At 58.7% G+C, this 19947-nt stretch carries 21 protein-coding genes; 9 read left to right on the top strand and 12 right to left on the bottom strand.

Annotated features, from left to right (window positions below; all coding sequences use genetic code 11):
* Positions 1–164: 164 nt before the first annotated feature.
* Positions 165–2672: a sigma-54-dependent Fis family transcriptional regulator gene (locus HY795_01645; GenBank protein MBI4803918.1), complete on the bottom strand. Its 2508-nt coding sequence runs from the start codon at positions 2670–2672 to the stop codon at positions 165–167.
* A 195-nt stretch (positions 2673–2867) separates the two neighbouring features.
* On the opposite strand from HY795_01645, the gene HY795_01640 reads away from it, so the two are divergent.
* From HY795_01640 to HY795_01610, 7 genes are all read left to right on the top strand, one after another.
* On the top strand, positions 2868–3284 hold the full coding sequence (locus tag HY795_01640; GenBank protein MBI4803917.1) for a universal stress protein: 417 nt from the start codon (positions 2868–2870) through the stop codon (positions 3282–3284).
* Positions 3285–3310: 26 nt separating this feature from the next.
* Positions 3311–3601, top strand: coding sequence for a hypothetical protein (locus HY795_01635; GenBank protein ID MBI4803916.1), 291 nt, complete (start codon positions 3311–3313; stop codon positions 3599–3601).
* Between the two features lie 20 nt (positions 3602–3621).
* Positions 3622–4677 (top strand): sulfite exporter TauE/SafE family protein, encoded by a 1056-nt coding sequence (locus HY795_01630; GenBank protein ID MBI4803915.1) that lies wholly within the window; start codon positions 3622–3624, stop codon positions 4675–4677.
* Positions 4678–4695: 18 nt separating this feature from the next.
* Entirely contained in the window at positions 4696–5304 is a 609-nt protein-coding gene (locus tag HY795_01625; protein ID MBI4803914.1) for a DUF4881 domain-containing protein, read from the top strand.
* Between the two features lie 127 nt (positions 5305–5431).
* Positions 5432–5656, top strand: coding sequence for a hypothetical protein (locus HY795_01620; GenBank protein ID MBI4803913.1), 225 nt, complete (start codon positions 5432–5434; stop codon positions 5654–5656).
* A complete protein-coding gene (locus tag HY795_01615) occupies positions 5653–6483 on the top strand; it encodes a hypothetical protein (protein MBI4803912.1) in 831 nt (276 codons plus the stop codon). The genes HY795_01620 and HY795_01615 overlap by 4 nt, the downstream gene beginning before the upstream one ends.
* A 32-nt stretch (positions 6484–6515) precedes the next feature.
* Positions 6516–6929, top strand: coding sequence for a universal stress protein (locus tag HY795_01610; GenBank protein ID MBI4803911.1), 414 nt, complete (start codon positions 6516–6518; stop codon positions 6927–6929).
* A gap of 97 nt (positions 6930–7026) precedes the next feature.
* Here the strand turns inward: HY795_01610 and HY795_01605 are convergent, their stop codons facing one another.
* The 6 genes from HY795_01605 to HY795_01580 form a co-directional block, all read right to left on the bottom strand.
* Entirely contained in the window at positions 7027–7437 is a 411-nt protein-coding gene (locus tag HY795_01605) for a PaaI family thioesterase (GenBank protein MBI4803910.1), read from the bottom strand.
* A gap of 6 nt (positions 7438–7443) precedes the next feature.
* Positions 7444–8868 (bottom strand): HAMP domain-containing histidine kinase, encoded by a 1425-nt coding sequence (locus HY795_01600; GenBank protein ID MBI4803909.1) that lies wholly within the window; start codon positions 8866–8868, stop codon positions 7444–7446.
* A gap of 83 nt (positions 8869–8951) precedes the next feature.
* Positions 8952–9665: a molybdopterin-guanine dinucleotide biosynthesis protein MobB gene (locus HY795_01595; GenBank protein MBI4803908.1), complete on the bottom strand. Its 714-nt coding sequence runs from the start codon at positions 9663–9665 to the stop codon at positions 8952–8954.
* On the bottom strand, positions 9662–10333 hold the full coding sequence (locus tag HY795_01590; GenBank protein MBI4803907.1) for an ABC transporter ATP-binding protein: 672 nt from the start codon (positions 10331–10333) through the stop codon (positions 9662–9664). The genes HY795_01595 and HY795_01590 overlap by 4 nt, the downstream gene beginning before the upstream one ends.
* A complete protein-coding gene (locus tag HY795_01585; GenBank protein MBI4803906.1) occupies positions 10330–11025 on the bottom strand; it encodes an ABC transporter permease in 696 nt (231 codons plus the stop codon). The genes HY795_01590 and HY795_01585 overlap by 4 nt, the downstream gene beginning before the upstream one ends.
* Positions 11025–11849, bottom strand: coding sequence for a substrate-binding domain-containing protein (locus HY795_01580; protein MBI4803905.1), 825 nt, complete (start codon positions 11847–11849; stop codon positions 11025–11027). The genes HY795_01585 and HY795_01580 overlap by 1 nt, the downstream gene beginning before the upstream one ends.
* 71 nt (positions 11850–11920) lie before the next feature.
* On the opposite strand from HY795_01580, the gene HY795_01575 reads away from it, so the two are divergent.
* Both HY795_01575 and HY795_01570 read left to right on the top strand, forming a co-directional pair.
* On the top strand, positions 11921–12634 hold the full coding sequence (locus tag HY795_01575; GenBank protein MBI4803904.1) for a formate dehydrogenase accessory sulfurtransferase FdhD: 714 nt from the start codon (positions 11921–11923) through the stop codon (positions 12632–12634).
* Positions 12609–13199, top strand: a complete 591-nt coding sequence (locus HY795_01570) for a molybdenum cofactor guanylyltransferase (protein MBI4803903.1) — start codon at positions 12609–12611, stop codon at positions 13197–13199. Before HY795_01575 ends, HY795_01570 begins: the two co-directional genes overlap by 26 nt.
* Here HY795_01570 and HY795_01565 read toward each other — a convergent pair.
* The 5 genes from HY795_01565 to HY795_01545 form a co-directional block, all read right to left on the bottom strand.
* Positions 13196–15223, bottom strand: coding sequence for a cache domain-containing protein (locus tag HY795_01565; protein ID MBI4803902.1), 2028 nt, complete (start codon positions 15221–15223; stop codon positions 13196–13198). The genes HY795_01570 and HY795_01565 overlap by 4 nt on opposite strands.
* A 161-nt stretch (positions 15224–15384) precedes the next feature.
* The gene (locus HY795_01560; protein ID MBI4803901.1) at positions 15385–17205 is read right to left on the bottom strand and encodes a beta-lactamase family protein; all 1821 of its coding nucleotides are present in this window, start codon (positions 17203–17205) and stop codon (positions 15385–15387) included.
* 67 nt (positions 17206–17272) lie between these two features.
* Positions 17273–17617 (bottom strand): hypothetical protein, encoded by a 345-nt coding sequence (locus HY795_01555; GenBank protein ID MBI4803900.1) that lies wholly within the window; start codon positions 17615–17617, stop codon positions 17273–17275.
* A gap of 177 nt (positions 17618–17794) precedes the next feature.
* A complete protein-coding gene (gene selD / locus HY795_01550) occupies positions 17795–18841 on the bottom strand; it encodes a selenide, water dikinase SelD (protein MBI4803899.1) in 1047 nt (348 codons plus the stop codon).
* A gap of 9 nt (positions 18842–18850) precedes the next feature.
* Positions 18851–19762, bottom strand: coding sequence for a LysR family transcriptional regulator (locus tag HY795_01545; GenBank protein MBI4803898.1), 912 nt, complete (start codon positions 19760–19762; stop codon positions 18851–18853).
* Between the last annotated feature and the right edge of the window lie 185 nt (positions 19763–19947).

Here is a 19947-nt window from a genome sequence, read left to right as displayed (position 1 = left end):
GTACTTAAACCTAAATGTCGCTTGATCGTGAACTGGCTGTTCAGCTGGCAGTCCCAAAACCGGCCGCAAGAATCTTTTCAGATTTTTTAGGATCGGGCTTTGTATTCCGGCCATTCCCCCTCCCGTATTGCGCAATTATCTGCGCAAAGCCATAAAAGAGACTCTCATTTCACGCCAGACTGGTCTCCGGCCAGAATATACCGCGTAGCTGGTCCACGTCCTTTTACCTGCAGCAATCCCTGTTCCACAAGATCGCGCAGATCATATTGTGCGGTTCTAGGCGGAACATTTTGGCCAACGATCGCCTGGTATTGGGACCGGGACATGGTGCCGTTTTCCCGAAGATAGACCAGACCTTTGCGCTGGCGGTCGTTCAGCCCGTCATCTTGCCCCAGGGCGCTTTTGTCGGGAGCGCTGCTGGCTGCCGAGGGCAGCTCCTTGGGACGTTCCGAGGAGGATACTTTCCATTCCAAAGAGGGCGTTTGCGCGTCAAAACGCAGGTCTTCCACAAAAATCATGTTGGAATCCGTCATGGCGACCGCCCGCATGAGGCAGTGCTTGAGCTCGCGCACATTTCCAGGCCAGTCGTGCGTGGCTATGCGCTCCCAAGCTCCTCGCGAAAGGGTGAGCACGGGTTTGTTCATCACCTTGGCCGATTCCTTCAAAAAGGCGTCCGCCAGCAAAGGGATGTCTTCCATGCGATCGCGCAATGGAGGTGTATGCAGGGTTAATACCCGCAACCGATAGTACAGATCTTCCCTGAACGTGCCATTTTCCACGCAATCCAGAAGTTCCACGTTGGTGGCCGCGATGATGCGGGCGTCAAAGGGCACTTCCGTATCGCTGCCCAGCGGGATGATGGTTCGAGCTGCCAAGGCCCTGAGCAAAGCCTGCTGTACTTTGGCCGATGCATTACCGATTTCATCCAGCAATATCGTGCCACCGTGGGCTGCCAGAAAAGCTCCTTTCCGGTCCCCCTTCGCCTCGGAGAAGGCTCCCTTCACATGGCCGAACAAGGCGTCCAGAAGCAGGTTTTCGTCCAGAGCCCCGCAGTTGATGGAAATGAACGGGCCGCCCGATCTGCTGGAAAGTTTGTGGATGGCCTGGGCGGTAACTTCCTTGCCGGTACCGGTTTCCCCGATGATGAGCACGTCCGGGTCGACGGAGGCGGCTTTTCGGATGAGCCATTTCAAATCGCGCATGGCCGGGCTTGCTCCGATGATTCCCTCCATGGGCTCTATATCGACAGATGAGGAAAGCTTCTCCTCCAGGTCAAGGGGCTGGCGGCGCAACTGGTCCTGAAGATGCGCGTCCTTGAGGCGCAATTCCTCCCGCTGGTACAGAATCGCTTCCACAAGATGGTTGATGGACTCCTTCAGGATTGTGGTCTCCTTGTCGCGAACGGGCAGGTCTATGGGCTTGAGTCCCCCCTCACCGGGCATGCTTCTCACGCTCGCGGCCAGGTTGAACAAGGGCCGCGTGATGCTGCGCCCGACAAAAAAAACGATCGCCCCGGTGAGCGTTACCGCAATGATGAATATCACCAGCAACACGTCGTATATCCGGTAATCCGCAGCCAGCAACAGGCGGGATTTGTCCATGAAGGCCACTCCGCCAAAGACTTCCGGAGGCCTGTCCGGGTCGGTCCGGAAAAGCACCGGCGCGAAACCGAGGGAATAACTGCCAGGGCCACCCATGGTGATATCCAGTTCCGGGCTCACGCTTTCAATGCCGGTACGCCCGGCCTGAATGTCCACAACCATGCGCCAATAGGCTTCGTTGGCGGCAGATGGGCGGAAGGCCCCGGGATAACCCGGCATGCCGTGGTCCCCCGTGAGGCCGGACCGGGCCAAATCCGTGGAGAGTGGAAGCTCGCGCTCCTCCATATTCCCTGATTGAAAAAGGATCCATCCGTTGTGGTCGAAGAAGAAACTGTAGCGTTTTTCCGAGGTGCGCGGAAATGCGGCCAAAGGAGATTGGGGTGAATTGTAGAGAGAGAGGACATCCCGCGAAGCCCGGGCATCCATCGAAAGTATCCAATATCCGGCAATTTTTCCCTGCGCGTCCGCGACCGGGGTAACCAGCCGGTACACTGTGAAGGTTATGCCGGCGCCTGCCCCCTGTAGAAGTCCTGGAGGGAAAATGACTTCCGTAATATCCAGCAAATCCACGATACCGGGTCTTTGATCAACCATCTTGGCAGGCGCCAGTATGGCTGAGTTGATAATCCTGTGTGCCTGCTCCCTGGCCACGGCGCAGAGATCCCGGCCGGTATGCACGAAGAGTTCCTGGGTTTCACCTCCCACTGAAAGATAAGCGACTTCCCGGTAGACGCCGGGCTTGATGTGGGACTGAACGCCCATGAACTGACGGATGGCTTCCGCGCTTCTCCCCCCACGGGCCAACAGGAGGATATCCTGCCGGGCCTGCTCGAAAAGATCGGCTACGGCATCGGCCTGCCCCATGGTCAGGACTTTGGTGGTCCTCTCCAAAGCCATGCCCAAATACCGGCCGGAAACCACCTTCGTGGCGTAACCAGTGCCAAGGAGCACTAACGTGATCAAAGGGAGGATGACGGCCAGAAGCTTTGTGCGCAGACTCCAGCCGGACATGTCGCTCAGGCGGTCCACCATGCTGCCCCGAATGGGACGTTGCGGCGTGAGAAACCCCATGACCCTCTCCTTGCTTGCGCGACAAATGCGCAAGACGCGCAACAATCACGCGCCATACACAGCAACACCCTGGCGCATTCTTGCGCGACCCTAGAATTCATCAATGAATCCGTCAAGTTCTATTTCGTGGCACATTGGTTGCTATCGAAGGCCGCAAGCGTGTTCATAAACCACACAATTAGTGGAGGAGGACGTATGAAAATTCTGGCGGCACTGGACCTCTCGGCATCGTCCAAGACAGTCCTGGAAAAGGCGGTGGCAACAGCCAAGCAACAGGGAGCTGAACTTATCCTGCTCACTGTGGCCGAGGACTTCAAGGACATCGGCGATTTCATGGACTCGGCCAGCGTTACCGACAAGTTCTTATCCGCAGCCAAGAAAGCCGCGGAAGAAGCCAAGGCCGCGGCCAAGGGCATGGGCATCGATGCCAAGACCGAGGTGGAACAGGGAATTTCTCCAGCTGACATCATCGTCCGCTACGCTACCGACAAGGGCATCGACCTCATCATCATGGGCAGCAGGGGCAAGAAAGGAATCGACAGATTTTTGGTTGGCAGTGTGACGTCCAAGGTCGTGAGCCACGCGCCGTGCTCCGTCCTGGTCATCAGGTAACAGAACACCATATTAAGGAGAAGACCATGAAAAGAATCAAACAGCTGTTCTGGGCCCTGATACTGGCCCTGACCGTGCCGGGCCTGGCCCTGGCGGCAGGCGGAGGCGGAGCCCCCATCGTCATCGTGGCCGACACCCGCAAGCTCGACGGAATCATGGCTTGGTGGGCCAATCTCTACAATGAAAGCCACCTGTACTTCACCGTTCTTACAGTCATCCTTATCCCCACCATCGGCATCCTCTTCGGCGTGCTGGCGGACATCGTGATGAACTGGATTGGCCTGGACCTCAAGTCCCGCGATTTGGCGGAACACTAAGCCGCTAAAGGAGATACGACATGGAATGGCTCTATATCCTGATGCCCATCGCGGGCGTGAAAATCTTCTGGCCCGGCCTGGTGATCCTGGGCGTGGGCGTCGGCATCATCGGCGGATTCTTCGGCATGGGCGGCGCCTGGATGGTCACCCCGGGCCTTAACATCCTGGGCTTCCCCATGGCCTTCGCCATCGGCACGGACATCGCCCACATGGCGGGCAAGTCCCTCATCTCCACCCTGCGCCACGGTAAATTCGGCAACGTGGACTACAAGCTCGGCGTCATCATGATCGTGGGCACAGTGGGCGGCTTCGAAGTGGGCGCCCAGATGATCATGTGGCTTGAACGCCTGGGCAGTGTCGAAAAAGTCGTGCGCTACATCTATCTGGGCCTCTTGTTCGCCATCGCCTGGATGGTGTTCCATGACGTCAACAAGCGCCGCCAGAAAGAAAAGGCCGCCAAGGCCGCCGGCCAGGAAGTGGACGCTCTGGCCACCGGCATTGAATGGCACAAGACCCTGCACAAGATTAAGATTCCTCCCATGGTGAACCTGGAAGTCGCGGGCATCTACTGCTCCGCTTGGCTCCCGATCATGGTGAGCTTCTTCACCGGCTGGCTGGCAGGCATTCTGGGCATCGGCGGCGGCCTTATCCGCATGCCCGCCCTTATCTACCTGATGGGCTGCCCGACCCACGTGGCCGTTGGCACCGACCTGTTCGAGGTTATGATCTCCGGTCTGTATGGCGCCGGCTCCTACACGTATAAAGGCCGCACCGAGCTGGTGGCAGCCATCATCATGCTCTGCGGCGCCTCCGTCGGGGCCCAGGTGGGCGCAGTGGCCACCAAGTACATCAAGGGCTACGGCATCCGCATCGCCTTCGGCCTCGCGGTCATCGGCTGCGCCGTCTCCATCGCCATGAAGCTCCTGGGAGCCGCCTACAAGGACCTGAACAAGGCCATGGACGTCGCCTCCACCACCCTGGTCCTCGGGCTCGTCACCGCCATGAGTTTATACATCGCCGTGAAGATGGTGCAGGGAGCCAAGAGGGAACTGGCCGCCAAGAAGGCCACGAAATAGGCGACAAGCCAAGGAGCAATGAACATGAAGCGTATATCCCTTCTCGTGGCCGCCTTGTCGCTGGCATTCCTCTTCGGATGCGGCGAGTACGGCAAGGTGGACCAAGGCCGTGTGGTGGCCTTCGACAAGCAGGCCGGAAAAGTGACGATCATCCGTGACAAGAAAGCCGAACCCATGAATCCCGACTATACGGGCCTGCCCGCGGTGACCTACTCCATCCCGACTGTCTACGAGGAAATGGGTCCGGAGCCCAAGGCCGGCCTGCGCATGAAGCTCGACACGCAGAAGAGCCAGATCGTGCTGTATGATCCGCAGGCACAGGCCTTCAAGACCATCGCCTTCAAGATCCACGACCTCCAGGAGAACGTGGACAGGAACCACCCCCTGGTGTTCGACAAGGATACCGGCAAGGCCAAGGTGTTCCCGCAGGTCGACAAGGCCAAGAAGACCGTGACCATCTATTCCGGCCGCCAGAAGATGCTGTGCACCTTCAGTGTGCCCGACGAATACATGGCCCTGCCTGATTCCGCCTGGGACGCCGGCGACGAAATCCGCGTGTACTACAAGGAAGACGGCAAATCCCTCAGGTTCATGAACATCACCAAAACCGACATCTTCAAGAAGTAGAATGCTTCCCGGGCCCACACCCCACCGGGCCCGGGTTGCCGCACCGTCCGAGGCCGGGGGGCCGGTTCAATCGGCCCCCCCAACTCCACCGGCCCTCCGGCCCCGGATTCCAACAGGAGATCAAGACATGAACACTCGGCAGAAGTTGACGGTAATCGCGGTAGACGTAGCCATACTGGCCGAGTTATGCGTGGGCATGCACTCCGCCTCCCTCGATCCCGACAACTTTACTGTGGCCTTTTGCAGAAGCTTCTTCACGCTCCTCGTGCCCACCCTGATCGCCGGGTTTACCCTGATCAGGCTTCTGCGCGACAAGAATAGCCCCACGCCGGAAGCAGCCTCGGGTTCATGAACATTTATCAAGCGCTGCAACTCCGAAAAGCACTCGGCTGGGTAACTGCAGCGCTGCTTTTCGCCGCCCTGGCGTGCCTGGCTGATGCATTGGCCATGGGCTTCAAGGGCGAGGGGCGCGAATTCCAGGCCATCCCCGGGACCACCATTCCGGTGACTTCCTATCTCCCACCCGGGGCCACCACCATCGAGGAGATGCGCATCCGGGGCGCGGACGAGGCGGTCAGCCTGGTACCCGAAAGCCTGTTCTCCGGTTTTTGGCTCGGGGGCAACATGTGGCGCGGCTCCTTCGTCGTGTCCAGCACTGCTAAGCCCGGGGCGAGAACCATAGTCATCGAAGGACCTCCTCTTGAAAAGCCTTCCAAAAATTCTGGTCCCATAACGTTCTTGGTCACCGTTCACGAAGACGAGCTTTCATTGCGCCTGGCCTCCCAATCTTTCATCACTCGCACGTTCGGCTACAATCCCTTCGCGGCGTGCGTTTTCTGCGTTCTTCTCGCCGTGCCCGGAGGGTTCGGAGGGTTTCTTCTGAGCAGACGTATCGACAGGATGTTGACTCTTGAAGGAAAGGCGCTAATCTACATGTTGAAAAAGACCGAGGAAGGTTCTGATATCGCCTTCTCTCTTGGATCAAAACAGGGCCTTTCTCCGGGAATGACCGTGCGCATTTACGACACGGCCGGCCAGGCGATCGGCGAAGCTCAAGTGACCGCGAGCATGTCCGAAGACGCCACCGCGCGCATTGTCTCGGGCTCCTGCAAAATTGGCGACATGGTCATTCTCTCTTCCGGCGATTCGCCCCTCCCCGGGGCTGACGCCGAATCATAAGCCCGGTTCGCTGAACCGGCGGGAGGTGCACCATGAAGATTTTAGCCTGTCTCGACCTCTCCTCTCAAATCCAGCTCGTTGTGGAAAAAGCCGTGGAACTGGCCAAATGGCAGAAGGCGGAGCTTATTCTGCTCACCGTGGCTGAAGACTTCATTGATTTCGGCGAGGGGATCACCCTGGCCTTGACCGAGCAGATTAAAAAGCAGGCTGAAAAGAGCCTGGAGTCTGCCGGACGCATGTCCAAATCCCTGGGCGTGGAGGCCAAAACGGTGATGGACTACGGTTCGTCGCCGGCGGACTCCATTCTGACCTTTGCGGAAAAGGAAGGTGTGGACCTCATCGTCATGGGCAGCCGCGCGAAGACCGGTCTGGACCGGTTCCTCATAGGAAGCGTGGCCAGCAAAGTGGTGGCCCATGCCAAGTGTTCCGTGCTGGTTATACGCTGATTTCGTATCCGCCAATTTCCAAATGAAAAGGCCCCGATGAGGATCCACTCACCGGGGCTCTCCCTTTGCGCCTTCAGAGCCAGACCACGTTCCCCGGCTATTCCAAAATGAAGAAAGAGCCTCCGGCTTTGGCCACTTTGCGATCCTTGGAATCCGAGACCACGGCCTCGGCGGAAATGATGCGACGCCCCTTGTTCACCACTTCGGCCACGGCCGTAAGCCCGCCCTCGAGCACCGGACGGTGGTAGCGCACGGTCATCTCTATGGTGGCTGTTTTTTGGCCCTCGGCAAGATTGGCCAGAATCACATGGGCCATGGCTTCATCGGCCAGGGCAGCCATAATCCCGCCAGCCACAGCCCCGGCTCCCTGAATGAATTCCGGCCTGAACGGGAGCGCCAGCACCACGCGCTGCGGGCCTACTTCCCTGAAATCAATACCGAGAAAGTTGAAGAGGGGGTTCACTGTCTGTCCGGGCTTGCGGACCGCGTCAAGATATCGCGAAGGCATTTGCGGTTAAACCTCAGGCTGTTCCTCTTGCCCCGGGGGTTCGAAGGGCAAAATGAGATAGAAATTATTGCCTAGGGCGGTGGGCTCGTAGCCGACCACCCCGCCATGAAGCAGCACCACTTCGCGGATGAAGTACAGCCCATGCCCCGTGCCGTACTCACCTTGGGAATTGTCCGCCCTGAAACCCTCGCTGAACAGGTTTTCGCTCTGCTTTGTTCCAATGGGCGGGCCCGAGCTGAAGACATTGAGTTTAATGCCGTCGAGCCCCGGGCCGAAGTGATCCTTCAAAATATCCCACCCGTATGACATGAATTTGCGCTTGCGCCCACCCTCTTCCACTTCCCTGGTGTACTTGACCACGTTGGAAAATAGATTGGCGTACACCTGCGAGATAAGCCCCAGATCGACAACGACCTCAGTCTCCCTGTCGGGAACGCCTCCCATGGAGGTGTCTATTTCGATCCCCCTGTCCGAGAATCGGGAACGGAAACGCTCCACCTGGGGGTCTATGATCTGGCTCTTGAAATTGCATTTGCGCTTTTCCAGAACGTAACGCCCTTCCTCGAAATGGCTTGTGCGCAAGAGGGTCTCCAGAAACAGGCTCGTGTTCTGGTAGTGGCTGAAGATCTCTTTGTATTGCTCCTGGATGGAATTGTAGACGTAATCGATATCGCGATCGAGGCGTTCGAACTCGTCAATGATCGTCTTGTCATCCCTGCAGCACTCGGCCATGAGGCGTCGAAATTTCACATGGAAGGGTTTTATCAGGCCTATTCTCGCCTCAAGGCGTTTGTAGAAGAGTTTGAAGTACATGTTTGGGACGATGACATTGTGCCCGATATCCTTCACAAGATTTCGTATGAACTGAACATGCTCCTTGTTCTTTAAACTCACGAATCTGTTGTGCAGCTGAAATCCTATCCGGTTCGCATAACGGCCCCAGAAAAGCTTATCGTGCTCGGTGAGGCTGTCCCCCGGGAAGAGCTCCAGCATGCCGATTATATCCCCGTGGGGCGTGAACGGCAGCTGGGAGATGAGTTCCTTGTTGCCCTTGATGGGGATGAGCAGATGGCCGTCCTTGACGGTAATCTCATCAGTAAAGTGGACTGCGGGGTCCGGACGGGGACAATGCGAAGCGCAGCAGCTTAGGATGTCGTGCTGGCCGTCTATCAGGTAGAGCGTGCACTCCAGGTTGAACAAGGATTTTGGGATCATGACGCATACGGCGTACACGTCCTCCATGTTGGGAAATTCCTGGGCAAGATCGAAAAAGATGTTCAGGGCGACACTTTGCAGCTGCGTAAAGTTGTACGACTTGTAGCTGCCCAGTTTGTCCTGAATGCGCTTGGTAACCAACTCCAGACGAGCCTGATGCACCTCGTGCTGGTTCGGCTCCGCAGCCGGGGGATGGGTACTGCCTGGTAAGTCCATGTCCGGCTCCTGGCCTGCACACTTTAGAGCGATAACAAATCAGTACACACAAGCCAAATCGAACACAAGAAGAAGTGTAAAAACTAACCCTTAAGCGTAATTACAGTGTCTCCGGGAGCGTATCCCTTGAGTTCGCCGAGCATGGCCACTATGCCCGCCCTCAGGATGCGGGACACGAACGGATTCACTCCCAACGGAGCGCCGTTCACCATGACGGAGATGTCTCCACCCATTGCCGTGCAGTCAGACACCCGTGCCTTTCCGCCCACGATTTCCATGGCCAATTCGCGACAATCCGAGCGACCGCAGCCGCCGCAATCGAGTCCGGGCAGCAGAAAAGCCCGTTCAATGATCATTTCAGCCAGTTTCCGGATGTCGTTCACGGCCGGGGTCTGGTCCACACCTTCGGGCCCGAATACGGCCAGGGCGAGGCCTGGCTCCCCGGCACCGAGCGTACGGGCTTCGGCAGCGTCTCGGGCGATGACGATTCGCGGCATGACGCCCAGGTCTTTTCCCCCCTCCACCACCAGCAGGTCATGGCCTAATAGCGGAAGCATTTCGGCGAAGCTTCGCTTCCGTTTCCAGAATATGGCCGACTCGGATTCCCCAATGGCCGCCACGGCCGGACTGACTTCCAAAAGCTTCGAGGTGTCGGTGCCTGGCTTATCCAAACCGGCCTGGTGCGTGAATTTGAGCGATCCGGCCTGCATTCCCATGGCCGCCAGCTCGCGAATAATCCCCGCACAGAGGGTTGTCTTGCCCGTATCCTTGAATCCGACGATGTTCACGGCTCTCATGCGGCACCTTCCTGGGAAAGCTTTTCAATGTCTTTGCGTGGGTCCAGACGGTACATATCGTCGCACAGCGAGTCCAGCCAATCACTGTCATGGCTGACCGCAACGGTGGTCAATCCCTCCTGGTCCCGCGCCGCCAGCACTGCCTGGCGCACCAATTCAGCGCTCTCGGGGTCCAAACTGGCCGTGGGTTCATCCAAAAGCAGCACTTTGGGTTTGAACGCCAGACGCGCAGCCAACGCCACGCGGCGGGCCTCGCCGCCGGAAAGTTCCCACCACCACCGCCGCAAATAGCGCTTTGGCTCAAGCCCCACCAATTCCAAGGCCCTGGAGGCGGCCCCATTGTCCACTCCGCCCCTGGCCCGCAGCCCGTAGAGCACGTTGGCCTCAACACGCCGGCCAAGGAGGGCAGGGTCCTGGGGCAGAAGTACCGCCTGCCTGCGCAGGCCGACATCGCCGCAGCGGCCGGGCTGGCCGCAAAACAGCACTTCTCCGCTGGCAGGCGCCATGAGAAAGGACATTATCGCGAGCAGGGTGCTTTTCCCCGCGCCGTTGGGCCCGCGGATTCCCACAACCCGTCCCGGCTCGACTGTCAAACGGTTGCAACGAAGGGCCAGGCGCTCACCATAGCGGTGTTCCACATCCCGGATGTCGTACACCAGGGTGTTCATCGCCCCCCCCTTCGCCTGAGCACAGCCAACGCGGCGTTAAGAATCATGGCGATGAGCAGGAGCACCATGCCCAAGGCAATGCCCTGAGCGAACTCCCCTTTGCCGGTCTCCAGGGCTATGGCCGTGGTGATGGTCCGGGTGTGCCATTTGATGTTGCCGCCGACCATCATGGCGATGCCCACCTCGGACACCACGCGTCCGAAAGCCGCCACTGCCCCGGCAAGAACGCCGTATCTGGCCTCCCAGAGCACGCCCAGCAGAAGCTGCCGGGAATCCGCGCCCAGTGTGAGGAGCGTCAGACGCAGACGTGAATCCATCTGCTCGACGGCCGACGCGGTGAGACTCACAACCATGGGCAGGGCCAACAGCGTGAGCCCGGCGGACATCCCGGTTATGGTGAACAGAAGTCCCAGTTCGCCCAAGGGCCCGCGTCTGGAGAGCATGGCATAGACCAGAAGCCCGATGACCACCGTGGGGAAGGCCATGAAGGCGTCGGAGACCATCCGGACAAGCCGTTTTCCTGGGAAACGGAAATAGCCGAGGCAGAACCCGGCAGGCAGGCCAAGGGCCAACGCCGCCGCCATGGAAAGGGCCGTGGCCTCAAGCGTGGCGGCCACGGCCGAAAAAGTCTCGGCGTCGCCACTGGCCAATAGATCCAAGGCCCGTGAAAGACCGTCTACAAGGTAGCCCATTACTTCCCGGCGTTGGGGAAAAAGAGCTGCTTGTCCATGAGCTTGAAGTCCGCGATCGCTTTCTGGCCTTCAGGGGACGATACCCATTTGGCGAAGGCATTCGCGTCGTCATGCTTGGCCTTGGCGCATTTCTCCGGGTTCAGAGTGATGACGCTGTACTGGTTGCGCAGGGATGCGTCGCCCTCCACGAGAATGCCCAGGTTCTTGGCTTCCGGAGTGGCCTCGAACTTGATCCAGGTTCCCCTGTCGGCCAGGACGTAACCGCCTTTCTCGCCCGCCATGCGCAGGCACTGGAGCATGCCCTGCCCGCTGGAGACATACCAGGCCTCCTTGTCCGGGGTTTCAATGCCTGCGCCCTTCCACAGGGAGAGTTCAGCCATATGCGTGCCGGACTTGTCCCCCCGGCTCACGAACGTGTCCTTGTTCCCGGCGATGGCCTTCAGCGCCTCGGCCGAGCTTTTGCCCTTCACCTTGGCCGGATCGGCCTTGGGCCCGATAAGAACGAAATCGTTGTACATGACCTGGGTACGAGCTTTTCCCGCGCCCTCGTCCATGAATTTCTTCTCGGCATCGGGAGCGTGCACCATGAGCAGGTCGGCATCGCAGCTTTTGCCTATCTCCAACGCCTTACCGGTTCCCACGGCCACCCAGCGCAATTCGATGCCGGAGGCCTTTTTGAATGCTCCTGCAAGCACGGGCAGGAGCCCCGTATCTTCTGTGCTGGTGGTCGTAGCCATCATCAACACTTTCTCCTGAGCCTGTGCCAGAGGGGTAAAACTCATCACGGCCGTTGCGAGTAAAACCAGCACAAAACCTATTTTCATCACTGCTTTCCTTGTTGGGAAGAATTTCACTATACTTGCCAGCGGACGCCTTACTATGTCAAGATTGACAGATGAAAGAGAACACCACCGATCTCGCGCTTCTCCCGTGCAGGCAGTTCAAGGACGGCTCCTGGCGATCCTTCCAGGACGAAGCAGCCCCTGAAATACCCGTAAACCTTGTACTGGAGTCCGGAGGCAAAAAAAAACTCTGGGCCTTTCCGGACGGCCTGGCCGGCCTGGCCCTGGGGCATGCCCTGCTGGACCTGGGCCAGGAAGGAATGCTCCCACAGGTTGACGAACTCGGACCGCAGGAATTCCGGGTCCGTTTCTCTCCCGGAGCCGTCCCTCCCCCCGTACCTTGGTCCGGACCGCTCAGTCCTCTAGATATTTTGCGCGGCGCTGCCGTGTTCATGGAAATGGCCGGCCGCTGGGACGCGACCGGGTGTTTCCACAGGGCCGCCCTCTACGAACCAGCCAGCAAGGCTTTCGTTCATCACGTGGAAGACATCGGCCGCCACAACTGCCTGGACCGGCTGGCCGGATGGGCTCTTTCACAGCGGCGTCCTTTGGGCGGGCAAGTGCTCTTCGTCACAGCCCGGGCAACGTCCACACTCGTGGGCAAGGCCGTCCGGTCCGGCTATTCGGTCATGGTCAGCCGCTCCGCAGTGACCACGTCCGGAGTGGACATCGCCCGCCGGGCCGGGATGACCCTTGTCGGCTTTTCCAGGGAAAACCGTTTCAGCATCTTCACCGATACTCATGGACGCATCGGTGACGGTTCCTGAAGTCGCGGTTATTCTGGCCGGAGGCAAAAGCCGCCGTTTGGGCCAGGACAAGGCGGCGGTGCTGGTGGACGGTATTCCCATGCTGGCGCGCATGGTGGAGCTCGCCCGGCGTTTCTGTCCGGTTGTGGCAGTCTCGGGGCGCGACCCTTCTCTGCTGGCAAGCGGCTTGACCTGGTTTCTGGATCTCGAACCCGGGCTCGGCCCCATGGGCGGAATAATCACCGCCCTGGAACGATACCAAAAACCTTGCCTTGTGCTCTCCTGCGACCTCCCCCTGCTCGACGATTCCACCTTGGCAAAGCTCCTGGCCGCCTGGCGCACCCGCCCCGCAAATGCGGTGCTCACCACGTTCGAACAGGCCGAGACAGGCTTCATTGAGGCCCTGGTGGCAGTGTACGAGCCGGAAGCCGCCGCCATCTTGCGCCGCGCCAATAAGGAAGGCTGCCGGAAGCTCTCGCGAGCGATCCCGGCAGCCTTGCGTCATTGTGTGGTCTATTCCGTCAGGGACTCACGCCCTTTTTTCAACGTGAATACCCCGGCGGAGCTTGCCGAAATACTCTCCTAGCCGCTACGGAACGAGTTGATGAGAGCTTCCAGCTCCCTTGAGCGTTCGGCCAGTTCGGTCACGCCCTGAGACGAACCGCGCATGCCGGTGGCCGTGGACGCGGTAATCCTGCTGACCTCCTCCACGATGCGATTGATCTCTTCGCTCGAGGCGGACTGTTCTTCCGAGGCCGCAGCGATGGACTGAACCTGGCCCGTGGTTTCGTCCACGAGTTCGACGATCTCCACCAGCGACTCACCCGATTTTTCCGCCAGTGTAGCCGCATTCTTGGTCGCTTCTGCCGCAGACTTGACCCGGTTCACGTTGCTGGTGGTTCCGTCCTGAATGGCCCGGATGGAATCGCCCACTTCCTTGGTGGCGGTCATGGTCTTTTCCGCGAGCTTGCGCACCTCGTCGGCCACCACCGCAAACCCGCGTCCGGCTTCGCCCGCGCGAGCCGCTTCAATGGCCGCGTTCAATGCCAGAAGGTTGGTCTGGTCCGCGATGTCGGAGATGACTCCCATTATGCCGCTGATTGAACGTGCCTGTTCTCCAAGAGATGACATGTCCTGTTCGAGCTCGGCGGTCATTTTGTTCACCTGCCCGATCGCGCTCACGGACTTGCTCACCACTCCCTGGCCTTCCAGGGCTTTTGTTTTTGCCTGGGCAGCCTGCTGGGCCGCGTTGGACGCGCTGCGGGCCACCTCCAGCACGGTAGCGTTCATCTGCTCCATTGCCGTGGCCGCTTCAGCGGTGCGGCGTTCCTGGACCGCCATGTCCTCAGTGGTCATGTCGATCTGTTTGGCCAGCTGCGTGCTCACCACGCTTATTCCCTGCACCACGCTCTCAAGCTGGATCGCGGCCTGGAGCATGCCGTCGCACCTGGCGGCCTCGGCCCTGTTCGTGGCTTCCTCGGCCTTGCATTTTTCCAGCTCGGCCATGGCGGCCTGCTTTTTGGCTTCTTCGCTCTTCTCTTCGGCTTCCGAGATCTTGGATTTAATGGATGTAACCATCCCCCGCAAAGCGTCGGCCAGGTCGCCGATTTCGTCGTTGCGTTTGATGGACAATTCCTCGTCGAGCTTGCCGGAGGCCACGGCCTGAGCGAAGGCAGTGGTGGTGGAAATCGGCTTGGTGAGGCGGCCGGCCACAAAGAGGCCAAAGCCCAGCATGAGAAGGCCCACCACACCGGCGGAGCCGACTATGGAAAGAACAATGCCACGCTGCGCGGAGTCGATGCTCTTGCGGTCCTTCCCAATGAAGAGCATGCCTCCCACCTTGCCGTTGGCCGTGATGATGGGCCAGTACACGGTGTCGTAGAGCTGGCCTAGGATTGCGTTCCGGGCGTTGAAAATACCGGTTTTCTGGAGCACTGTTTCCAGAACCTTGGGATTGTCCATCTTGGTGCCGACCGCACGTTTGCCTTCGCGCATGATGGACGTGCTCATGCGGGTGTCGCCGTTGAAGATGGTGCACTCCACGCCCATGTCGCGCTTCACCTGGTCGACAAAGTCATTGCTCCCGAGGTTCTCGCCCAGGGCCACGGCGCCCACGATCTTTCCGTCGAGCTTGACGGGCGCGCCACCGCGCACCGAGAGCTTGACCACCGTGCCCTCTTCTATGCCGACGTTCTCTTCGCCCTTGAGGCCCTTCTGGATGGCTATCTGGTCCATGGCGGAATCGCCGACCTTGTCGGAATGCCCCCGGGCGACGACATTTCCTGCGGTGTCAGTGATGGTCAGGAAGTCTATCTTGGTTTTTTGAAGAATGTTCTTGGCAAGCTTTTTCAGAAATTCGACGTCGCGCCTCTCAATGGCCTGGGCAATGGCGAGGTCGGATGCGATAAGGAAGGATTCGGCCAGTGTCGCCTCTTTGAGAGCGTCAAGCTTCGACTGGACGGCCTTTTGGCGCGCATCCAGTTCGAGGACCGCTTGGCTGTCAAAGCCATCCGTTATGAAATAATAGGTTGTGAAGAAAATTCCTAAACTCACCACAGCGATACTTACAACAAGCAGCATCGCGATCTTCAAAGAAAACGAAATACGCATGACTGCCCCTTGTGAAAAAATTCCCCCCTATGGTCCTTTTTCTCTAGGCCAATGTCTCCGAATTGTAAACTACTCGGACCAATTATCTTTTCTCGACATCACATAGAGCAGCTGAATGCATTGCGGACAATTCGCGTCCGGTCCGAACGCATTTGTCCGTCCTAGGATGCATCTTTCGCTGGCGCGGATTCTCCTCCCTGCTTCTTCTTGAACACGTAGCCGGCATAGTGCAGGCGCTCTCCGTCCGGTCCAGACACGAAGCGAAAGTAATCGCCCATGGCCTGACTGAAGCTGCCCATACCTGCCAACTTGCCGGAGGATTCCCCGAGGGGAACAATCGGAATGGTCTGCTTGAAATCCATAACCGTCGGCAGCCGGGACTCATAAAGCATGAGTCCGTCTTCAAGACGTATGGCCAGTTCCTTGACCATGGGGAGATCGTCGCCCTGGTTCTCCAGGATCCATTTCCCGAACCTCGCCTCCCATACCGGTGTAATTTCGTAAGGATCGACCTTCACCCCGAACAGCTCGCGCTCCCCGCCCTGATGAAGCACCAGAAAGGTGCGCCCCTGATTCTCATCGAAGGAGAACTTGAGGCCGCTCTGATTCTTGGTCACGTCATACAGGGTGATGCCAAGCATCTGGTATTTCACACCATAGACGCCTTCCGCGCATGGATCCAGATCGAGATTTTTTCCATCCAGACGCACCACGGGTTTGCCGCCCTCCACCGTGACACGCACCACGCCGATGATCGTGGCATATAATCCGGCCACTTGCTCCAGGGGCAGGAACCGACAGACCGACGGTCCGGCCGGCTTGGCAGGCGCGACTCCCTTCACGGCGAGAGCTTGGCGCAGGGTTTCCTCGGCCACCCGATCGATCATGCAGTTGCGCGGCTCTTCCGCGGAGCTGGAGTTGGCCAGAACCACAACGCCGATCTTCGCGCTGGGAACAGCCATGACCAATGAACGGAACCCACCGCTTCGCCCAAAATTCCAGGCTACGGTTCCGGGCGGGCCAAAGGCGGGACGGTTCAGGTTCCAGCCAAGCCCGACACGCATATCCATATCCAGGGGCACACCTGAGTTCTGTGGGGCGAGCATGGACTCAAGAGAGGCGGGCGTTATGCCTTCAGGAAGCGCAGAGGGGTCGGCCCCGAAAAGCACGTTCAGGAAACGGGCCTGGTCCAGGGCGGTGGTGAAGAGAGACACGGCTTGAGGCTGGTTGGAGCCAAGCGGCGGGTATGGCCCCTGGTGTCCATAGCTTACAGCCATGCGCCCTTCCATCTTCGGGGTCGGAACATAGGCAGTGTCCGTCATGCCCAAGGGTGCAAAGACTGACTTGTCCATCCATTGGGCAAAAGGCTCGCCAGCGGTTTTTTCCACCATCATGCCAAGGACCGCCGTGCCCATGTTGGAATGCGAGAAGACCGTTCCGGGAGTGAAGGCCATGTGCACGTCGGCCAGATTGTCCAGGGTGAGCGCTGCGGGTTTTTGTGAACGGGACTGAAGCCCCTTCAAGTAGTTGGCTGGAAAACCCGCGTGATGGGTCATGATGTTTCTTGCCGTCACGCCCGAATCCTCGCCGTTTACGGCACCGGCCAGTTTAAGCCCCGGCAGGACGCCCGTCACTGGCGCATCGAGACCCAGTTTGCCTTGGCCTGCCAGAGCCATGGCTCCGAGGCTGGTAAACAGCTTCGCGCCAGACCCCAAATTGACAACCGTGCTTGGCTCCATGGGGATATTCTTGGCCTCGTCCGCCAGACCGAAGCCCTTGGACCAGACCACCTTCCCTCCATCCACCACAGCCACGGACAAGCCCTTCACCTTATGCTTGGCCATGTCCTTTTCATAAAACCTGCTCAGCGATTCAGCCATTTGGGCATACGCTGGATCGGGATTCTGGAGCGGCTCGGCGGCGGAGGTGGCGGTAGGGACGAGCGCGAGACAGAACAGGAGAACAAGGAGACGAGGGGACAAGGAATCCTCCAAAATAAAGGCCCAGCGCTGCGTAAACAGCGCTGGGCTAATAGGAAACGTAAAACGATTACTCGGGCTTGGCCTGTTGCAGCAACTCCATGGCCTGAAGGAGCTTGGCGGCCTGCTCGGGGTTGTCGATCTGAGTGGACAGGTATGAGGCCTTCTGAGCCATTTCCATGATCATGGTGCCCATGACCATACGCTTGGACTTGGCGGGCAGGTTTTCCAATTCCGCCATGCGGGCGTCCATGGTGCCTATCTTCGAGCTTATTCCGGAAACATCCTGGGAGAGGACGTTGAGATTCTGGTTGGCTTTAAAGAACAATACGCCCGCCATGAGAACAGCCAGAAGAGCCAACAACAGAGCCATCCGGCTAATGTCTTGTGAAGTCTTGGCATTGACATCTTGCATTGAAGGCACTTCATTCTCCTTGGGATTCCGGTAATTATCCATGGATACGACCTTTTCCTCAGGCTTCATTGACTCTCCTCCTAGAAATTTGAACGGCAAAAAACATGGCAATGCCGCAGGAAACCTATTCGCACTTTTCGGCGGTGGTGTCCAGGACCAGAAGGACCCAGGATGTGATTAGAGAATGCGCAATAGCCCCGTGGACGTAGGTTCGGCAAGCACTCTGCCCACTTCGGCCGCCATGTCTCCGGCGCTGACAAGGAAGTTTGCGACCTGATCGGCCAAGGGTTCGGGCACGGCCAGGAGAAGGCCTCCGGAGGTCTGGGCATCAAAGATGAGGTCAACATGTAAAGAAACCGCTTCTGGCGACACCTGGGCTTTAGGCGAGAAGAATCGGCGGTTTGAGTGGCTCCCTCCAGGCAGATATCCCTTGCTGGCGAGATCCAAAGCGTCCGGAAGCAAAGGAACGGTCGCGGCGGTCAACTCGATAGCCCAGCCGGACGCTTGGGACATTTCAAGGGCATGCCCGCCCAGGCCAAACCCAGTGACATCCGTAGCCGCAACAAGACCAAACTTCTGTATGGCCTCGCCCGGGGCGGCGTTAAGCCGCGAGGCGACCTGCCAGATGGTCTCCTCCAGTTGAATGGCATTTTGCACGTTGGCTTTCACCGCTGTGGCCAAGACACCAGTGCCCAACGGCTTTGTCAGCAGGAGCCTGTCTCCGGGCTTAAGCCCCCTGTTGGATGCGAACCTGTTCGGATCGACGGTTCCGGAAACCGCCAGTCCGTATTTGATTTCCGCATCCTCCACGCTGTGTCCGCCAGCGATGGCGGCGCCTGCTTCGCGGATCTTGGAAAGCCCGCCGCGCAGCACTTCCTTCAACACATCAAGAGGCATGCACTTAGCCGGAAAGCAGACGATGTTCATGGCCGCGAACGGCTCTCCGCCCATGGCGTACACGTCGGAAAGGGAGTTGGCAGCGGCGATCTGACCAAAACGGAAGGGATCGTTGACCACCGGAGTGAAGAAATCGACCGTCTGGATGAGCGCCTTCCCAGGCGGAAAAGACAAAACAGCCGCGTCCTCGTTGTCCCCTGTGGAGGTGAGCAAACGATGGTCCTCGGGGATGTCGAGTTCCCGCAAAACCGCCGCCAGGTCCCCTGGGGCCAGCTTGGCGGCTCAACCGGCCGATTTGACGGTATCGACCAGGCGCAGGCTGCTCAGCATGACGTGTTATCCTTGAGTGTCTTTGAGGAAATCGATGAAGTAGCGCATGGCCGGGAAGATATGCCGCTTGGCGTGGCGAACGACGTAGAAACTGCGATGGATCGTCAAGCCAGGCACTCGCACCGGAATAAGGTCACCCTTGGTCAGACATGGGCCCACGGCGAGTTTGGAAGTGACGCACAGGCCAAGCCCATGCAAGGAGCATTGAACCACTGCTTCGTGGCTCCTGGCCTCGATGACGGGGGTCAGGAAGCGAATGTCCAACCCTTTTTCGGCCAAAGCGTTCTCGAAAGCCTTCCGGGTTCCAGACCCCTGTTCGCGCAACACCCATGGCCAGGCCGCAAGCTGATCCGGGGCAATCACGGGATCGCCGGATTCGATCAAAGCCTGCATGCCGGGCAGCTTCTTGGACGCCACTATGACCAGTTCATCCTCGAGCAGCGAGGAAAACACAAGGTCAGGGTCGTTTGCCGCGGCGCCTACCACGCCCAGGGCAAGCCTGCCATCCTGTACCGCATTGATGATGTCCTGGGAGTCGCCCACGGTAAGGCGGACGCGCACTTCATGATAGAGCTTGGTAAACTCAGCCAGTCGCTGGGGAAGCAAATACGTGGCCGGAATTGTGCTTCCGCCAAGGAGGAGTTCGCCTGCCACCCGCTTTTGCAGAAGACCTATCTCCGCTGTGGCGCTGTCGATGGATGCAAAAACCTGCAAGGCGTGCCGATAGAGAATTTCTCCAGCCTGAGTAGGTAGTATGGTCCTCCCCAGTCTGTCAAAAAGCTGGGTGCCAAGTTCCTGCTCCAAAGAAAGGACGTGGGCGCTGATGGTGGGCTGAGAAAGGAAAAGTTCAACTCCCGCCTTGGAAAAACTGCCGAGTTCATACACCTTTTTAAAGGCTTCAAGCCGCCTGATATCCATAGCGATTATCCATACTATCAAGCAAACCTATGGTAAAGCATAAAAAAACGTGGCTATCCCCTTAACTCCGCATAGGTGACAGGGGTGGCACTGGAGCAGGCCCTCAAGAGGCGGTCGAAGCCCTGCCCAGGCCAGAAACGGCGGTTGAATCGGTAGCAGAATTCATCGAGGTATTTTTGAAGATG

Source organism: Desulfovibrio sp. (genome assembly GCA_016208105.1).
Classification (GTDB): Bacteria; Desulfobacterota; Desulfovibrionia; order Desulfovibrionales; family Desulfovibrionaceae; genus Fundidesulfovibrio.
This window is presented reverse-complemented; position numbering and strand designations above follow the sequence as displayed.

What these genes read in the sequence shown, in the direction of transcription:
- HY795_01600 (MBI4803909.1), bottom strand. Translation starts at nt 8,868, where the DNA reads ATGGACTTACCAGGCAGTACCCATCCCCCGGCTGCGGAGCCGAACCAG.
- HY795_01585 (MBI4803906.1), bottom strand. Translation starts at nt 11,025, where the DNA reads ATGGGCTACCTTGTAGACGGTCTTTCACGGGCCTTGGATCTATTGGCC.
- HY795_01640 (MBI4803917.1), top strand. Translation starts at nt 2,868, where the DNA reads ATGAAAATTCTGGCGGCACTGGACCTCTCGGCATCGTCCAAGACAGTC.
- HY795_01555 (MBI4803900.1), bottom strand. Translation starts at nt 17,617, where the DNA reads ATGCAAGATGTCAATGCCAAGACTTCACAAGACATTAGCCGGATGGCT.
- HY795_01615 (MBI4803912.1), top strand. Translation starts at nt 5,653, where the DNA reads ATGAACATTTATCAAGCGCTGCAACTCCGAAAAGCACTCGGCTGGGTA.
- HY795_01545 (MBI4803898.1), bottom strand. Translation starts at nt 19,762, where the DNA reads ATGGATATCAGGCGGCTTGAAGCCTTTAAAAAGGTGTATGAACTCGGC.
- HY795_01565 (MBI4803902.1), bottom strand. Translation starts at nt 15,223, where the DNA reads ATGCGTATTTCGTTTTCTTTGAAGATCGCGATGCTGCTTGTTGTAAGT.
- HY795_01635 (MBI4803916.1), top strand. Translation starts at nt 3,311, where the DNA reads ATGAAAAGAATCAAACAGCTGTTCTGGGCCCTGATACTGGCCCTGACC.
- HY795_01570 (MBI4803903.1), top strand. Translation starts at nt 12,609, where the DNA reads ATGGACGCATCGGTGACGGTTCCTGAAGTCGCGGTTATTCTGGCCGGA.
- HY795_01605 (MBI4803910.1), bottom strand. Translation starts at nt 7,437, where the DNA reads ATGCCTTCGCGATATCTTGACGCGGTCCGCAAGCCCGGACAGACAGTG.
- HY795_01590 (MBI4803907.1), bottom strand. Translation starts at nt 10,333, where the DNA reads ATGAACACCCTGGTGTACGACATCCGGGATGTGGAACACCGCTATGGT.
- HY795_01645 (MBI4803918.1), bottom strand. Translation starts at nt 2,672, where the DNA reads ATGGGGTTTCTCACGCCGCAACGTCCCATTCGGGGCAGCATGGTGGAC.
- HY795_01620 (MBI4803913.1), top strand. Translation starts at nt 5,432, where the DNA reads ATGAACACTCGGCAGAAGTTGACGGTAATCGCGGTAGACGTAGCCATA.
- HY795_01580 (MBI4803905.1), bottom strand. Translation starts at nt 11,849, where the DNA reads ATGAAAATAGGTTTTGTGCTGGTTTTACTCGCAACGGCCGTGATGAGT.
- HY795_01575 (MBI4803904.1), top strand. Translation starts at nt 11,921, where the DNA reads ATGAAAGAGAACACCACCGATCTCGCGCTTCTCCCGTGCAGGCAGTTC.
- HY795_01595 (MBI4803908.1), bottom strand. Translation starts at nt 9,665, where the DNA reads ATGAGAGCCGTGAACATCGTCGGATTCAAGGATACGGGCAAGACAACC.
- HY795_01610 (MBI4803911.1), top strand. Translation starts at nt 6,516, where the DNA reads ATGAAGATTTTAGCCTGTCTCGACCTCTCCTCTCAAATCCAGCTCGTT.
- HY795_01625 (MBI4803914.1), top strand. Translation starts at nt 4,696, where the DNA reads ATGAACATGAAGCGTATATCCCTTCTCGTGGCCGCCTTGTCGCTGGCA.
- HY795_01630 (MBI4803915.1), top strand. Translation starts at nt 3,622, where the DNA reads ATGGAATGGCTCTATATCCTGATGCCCATCGCGGGCGTGAAAATCTTC.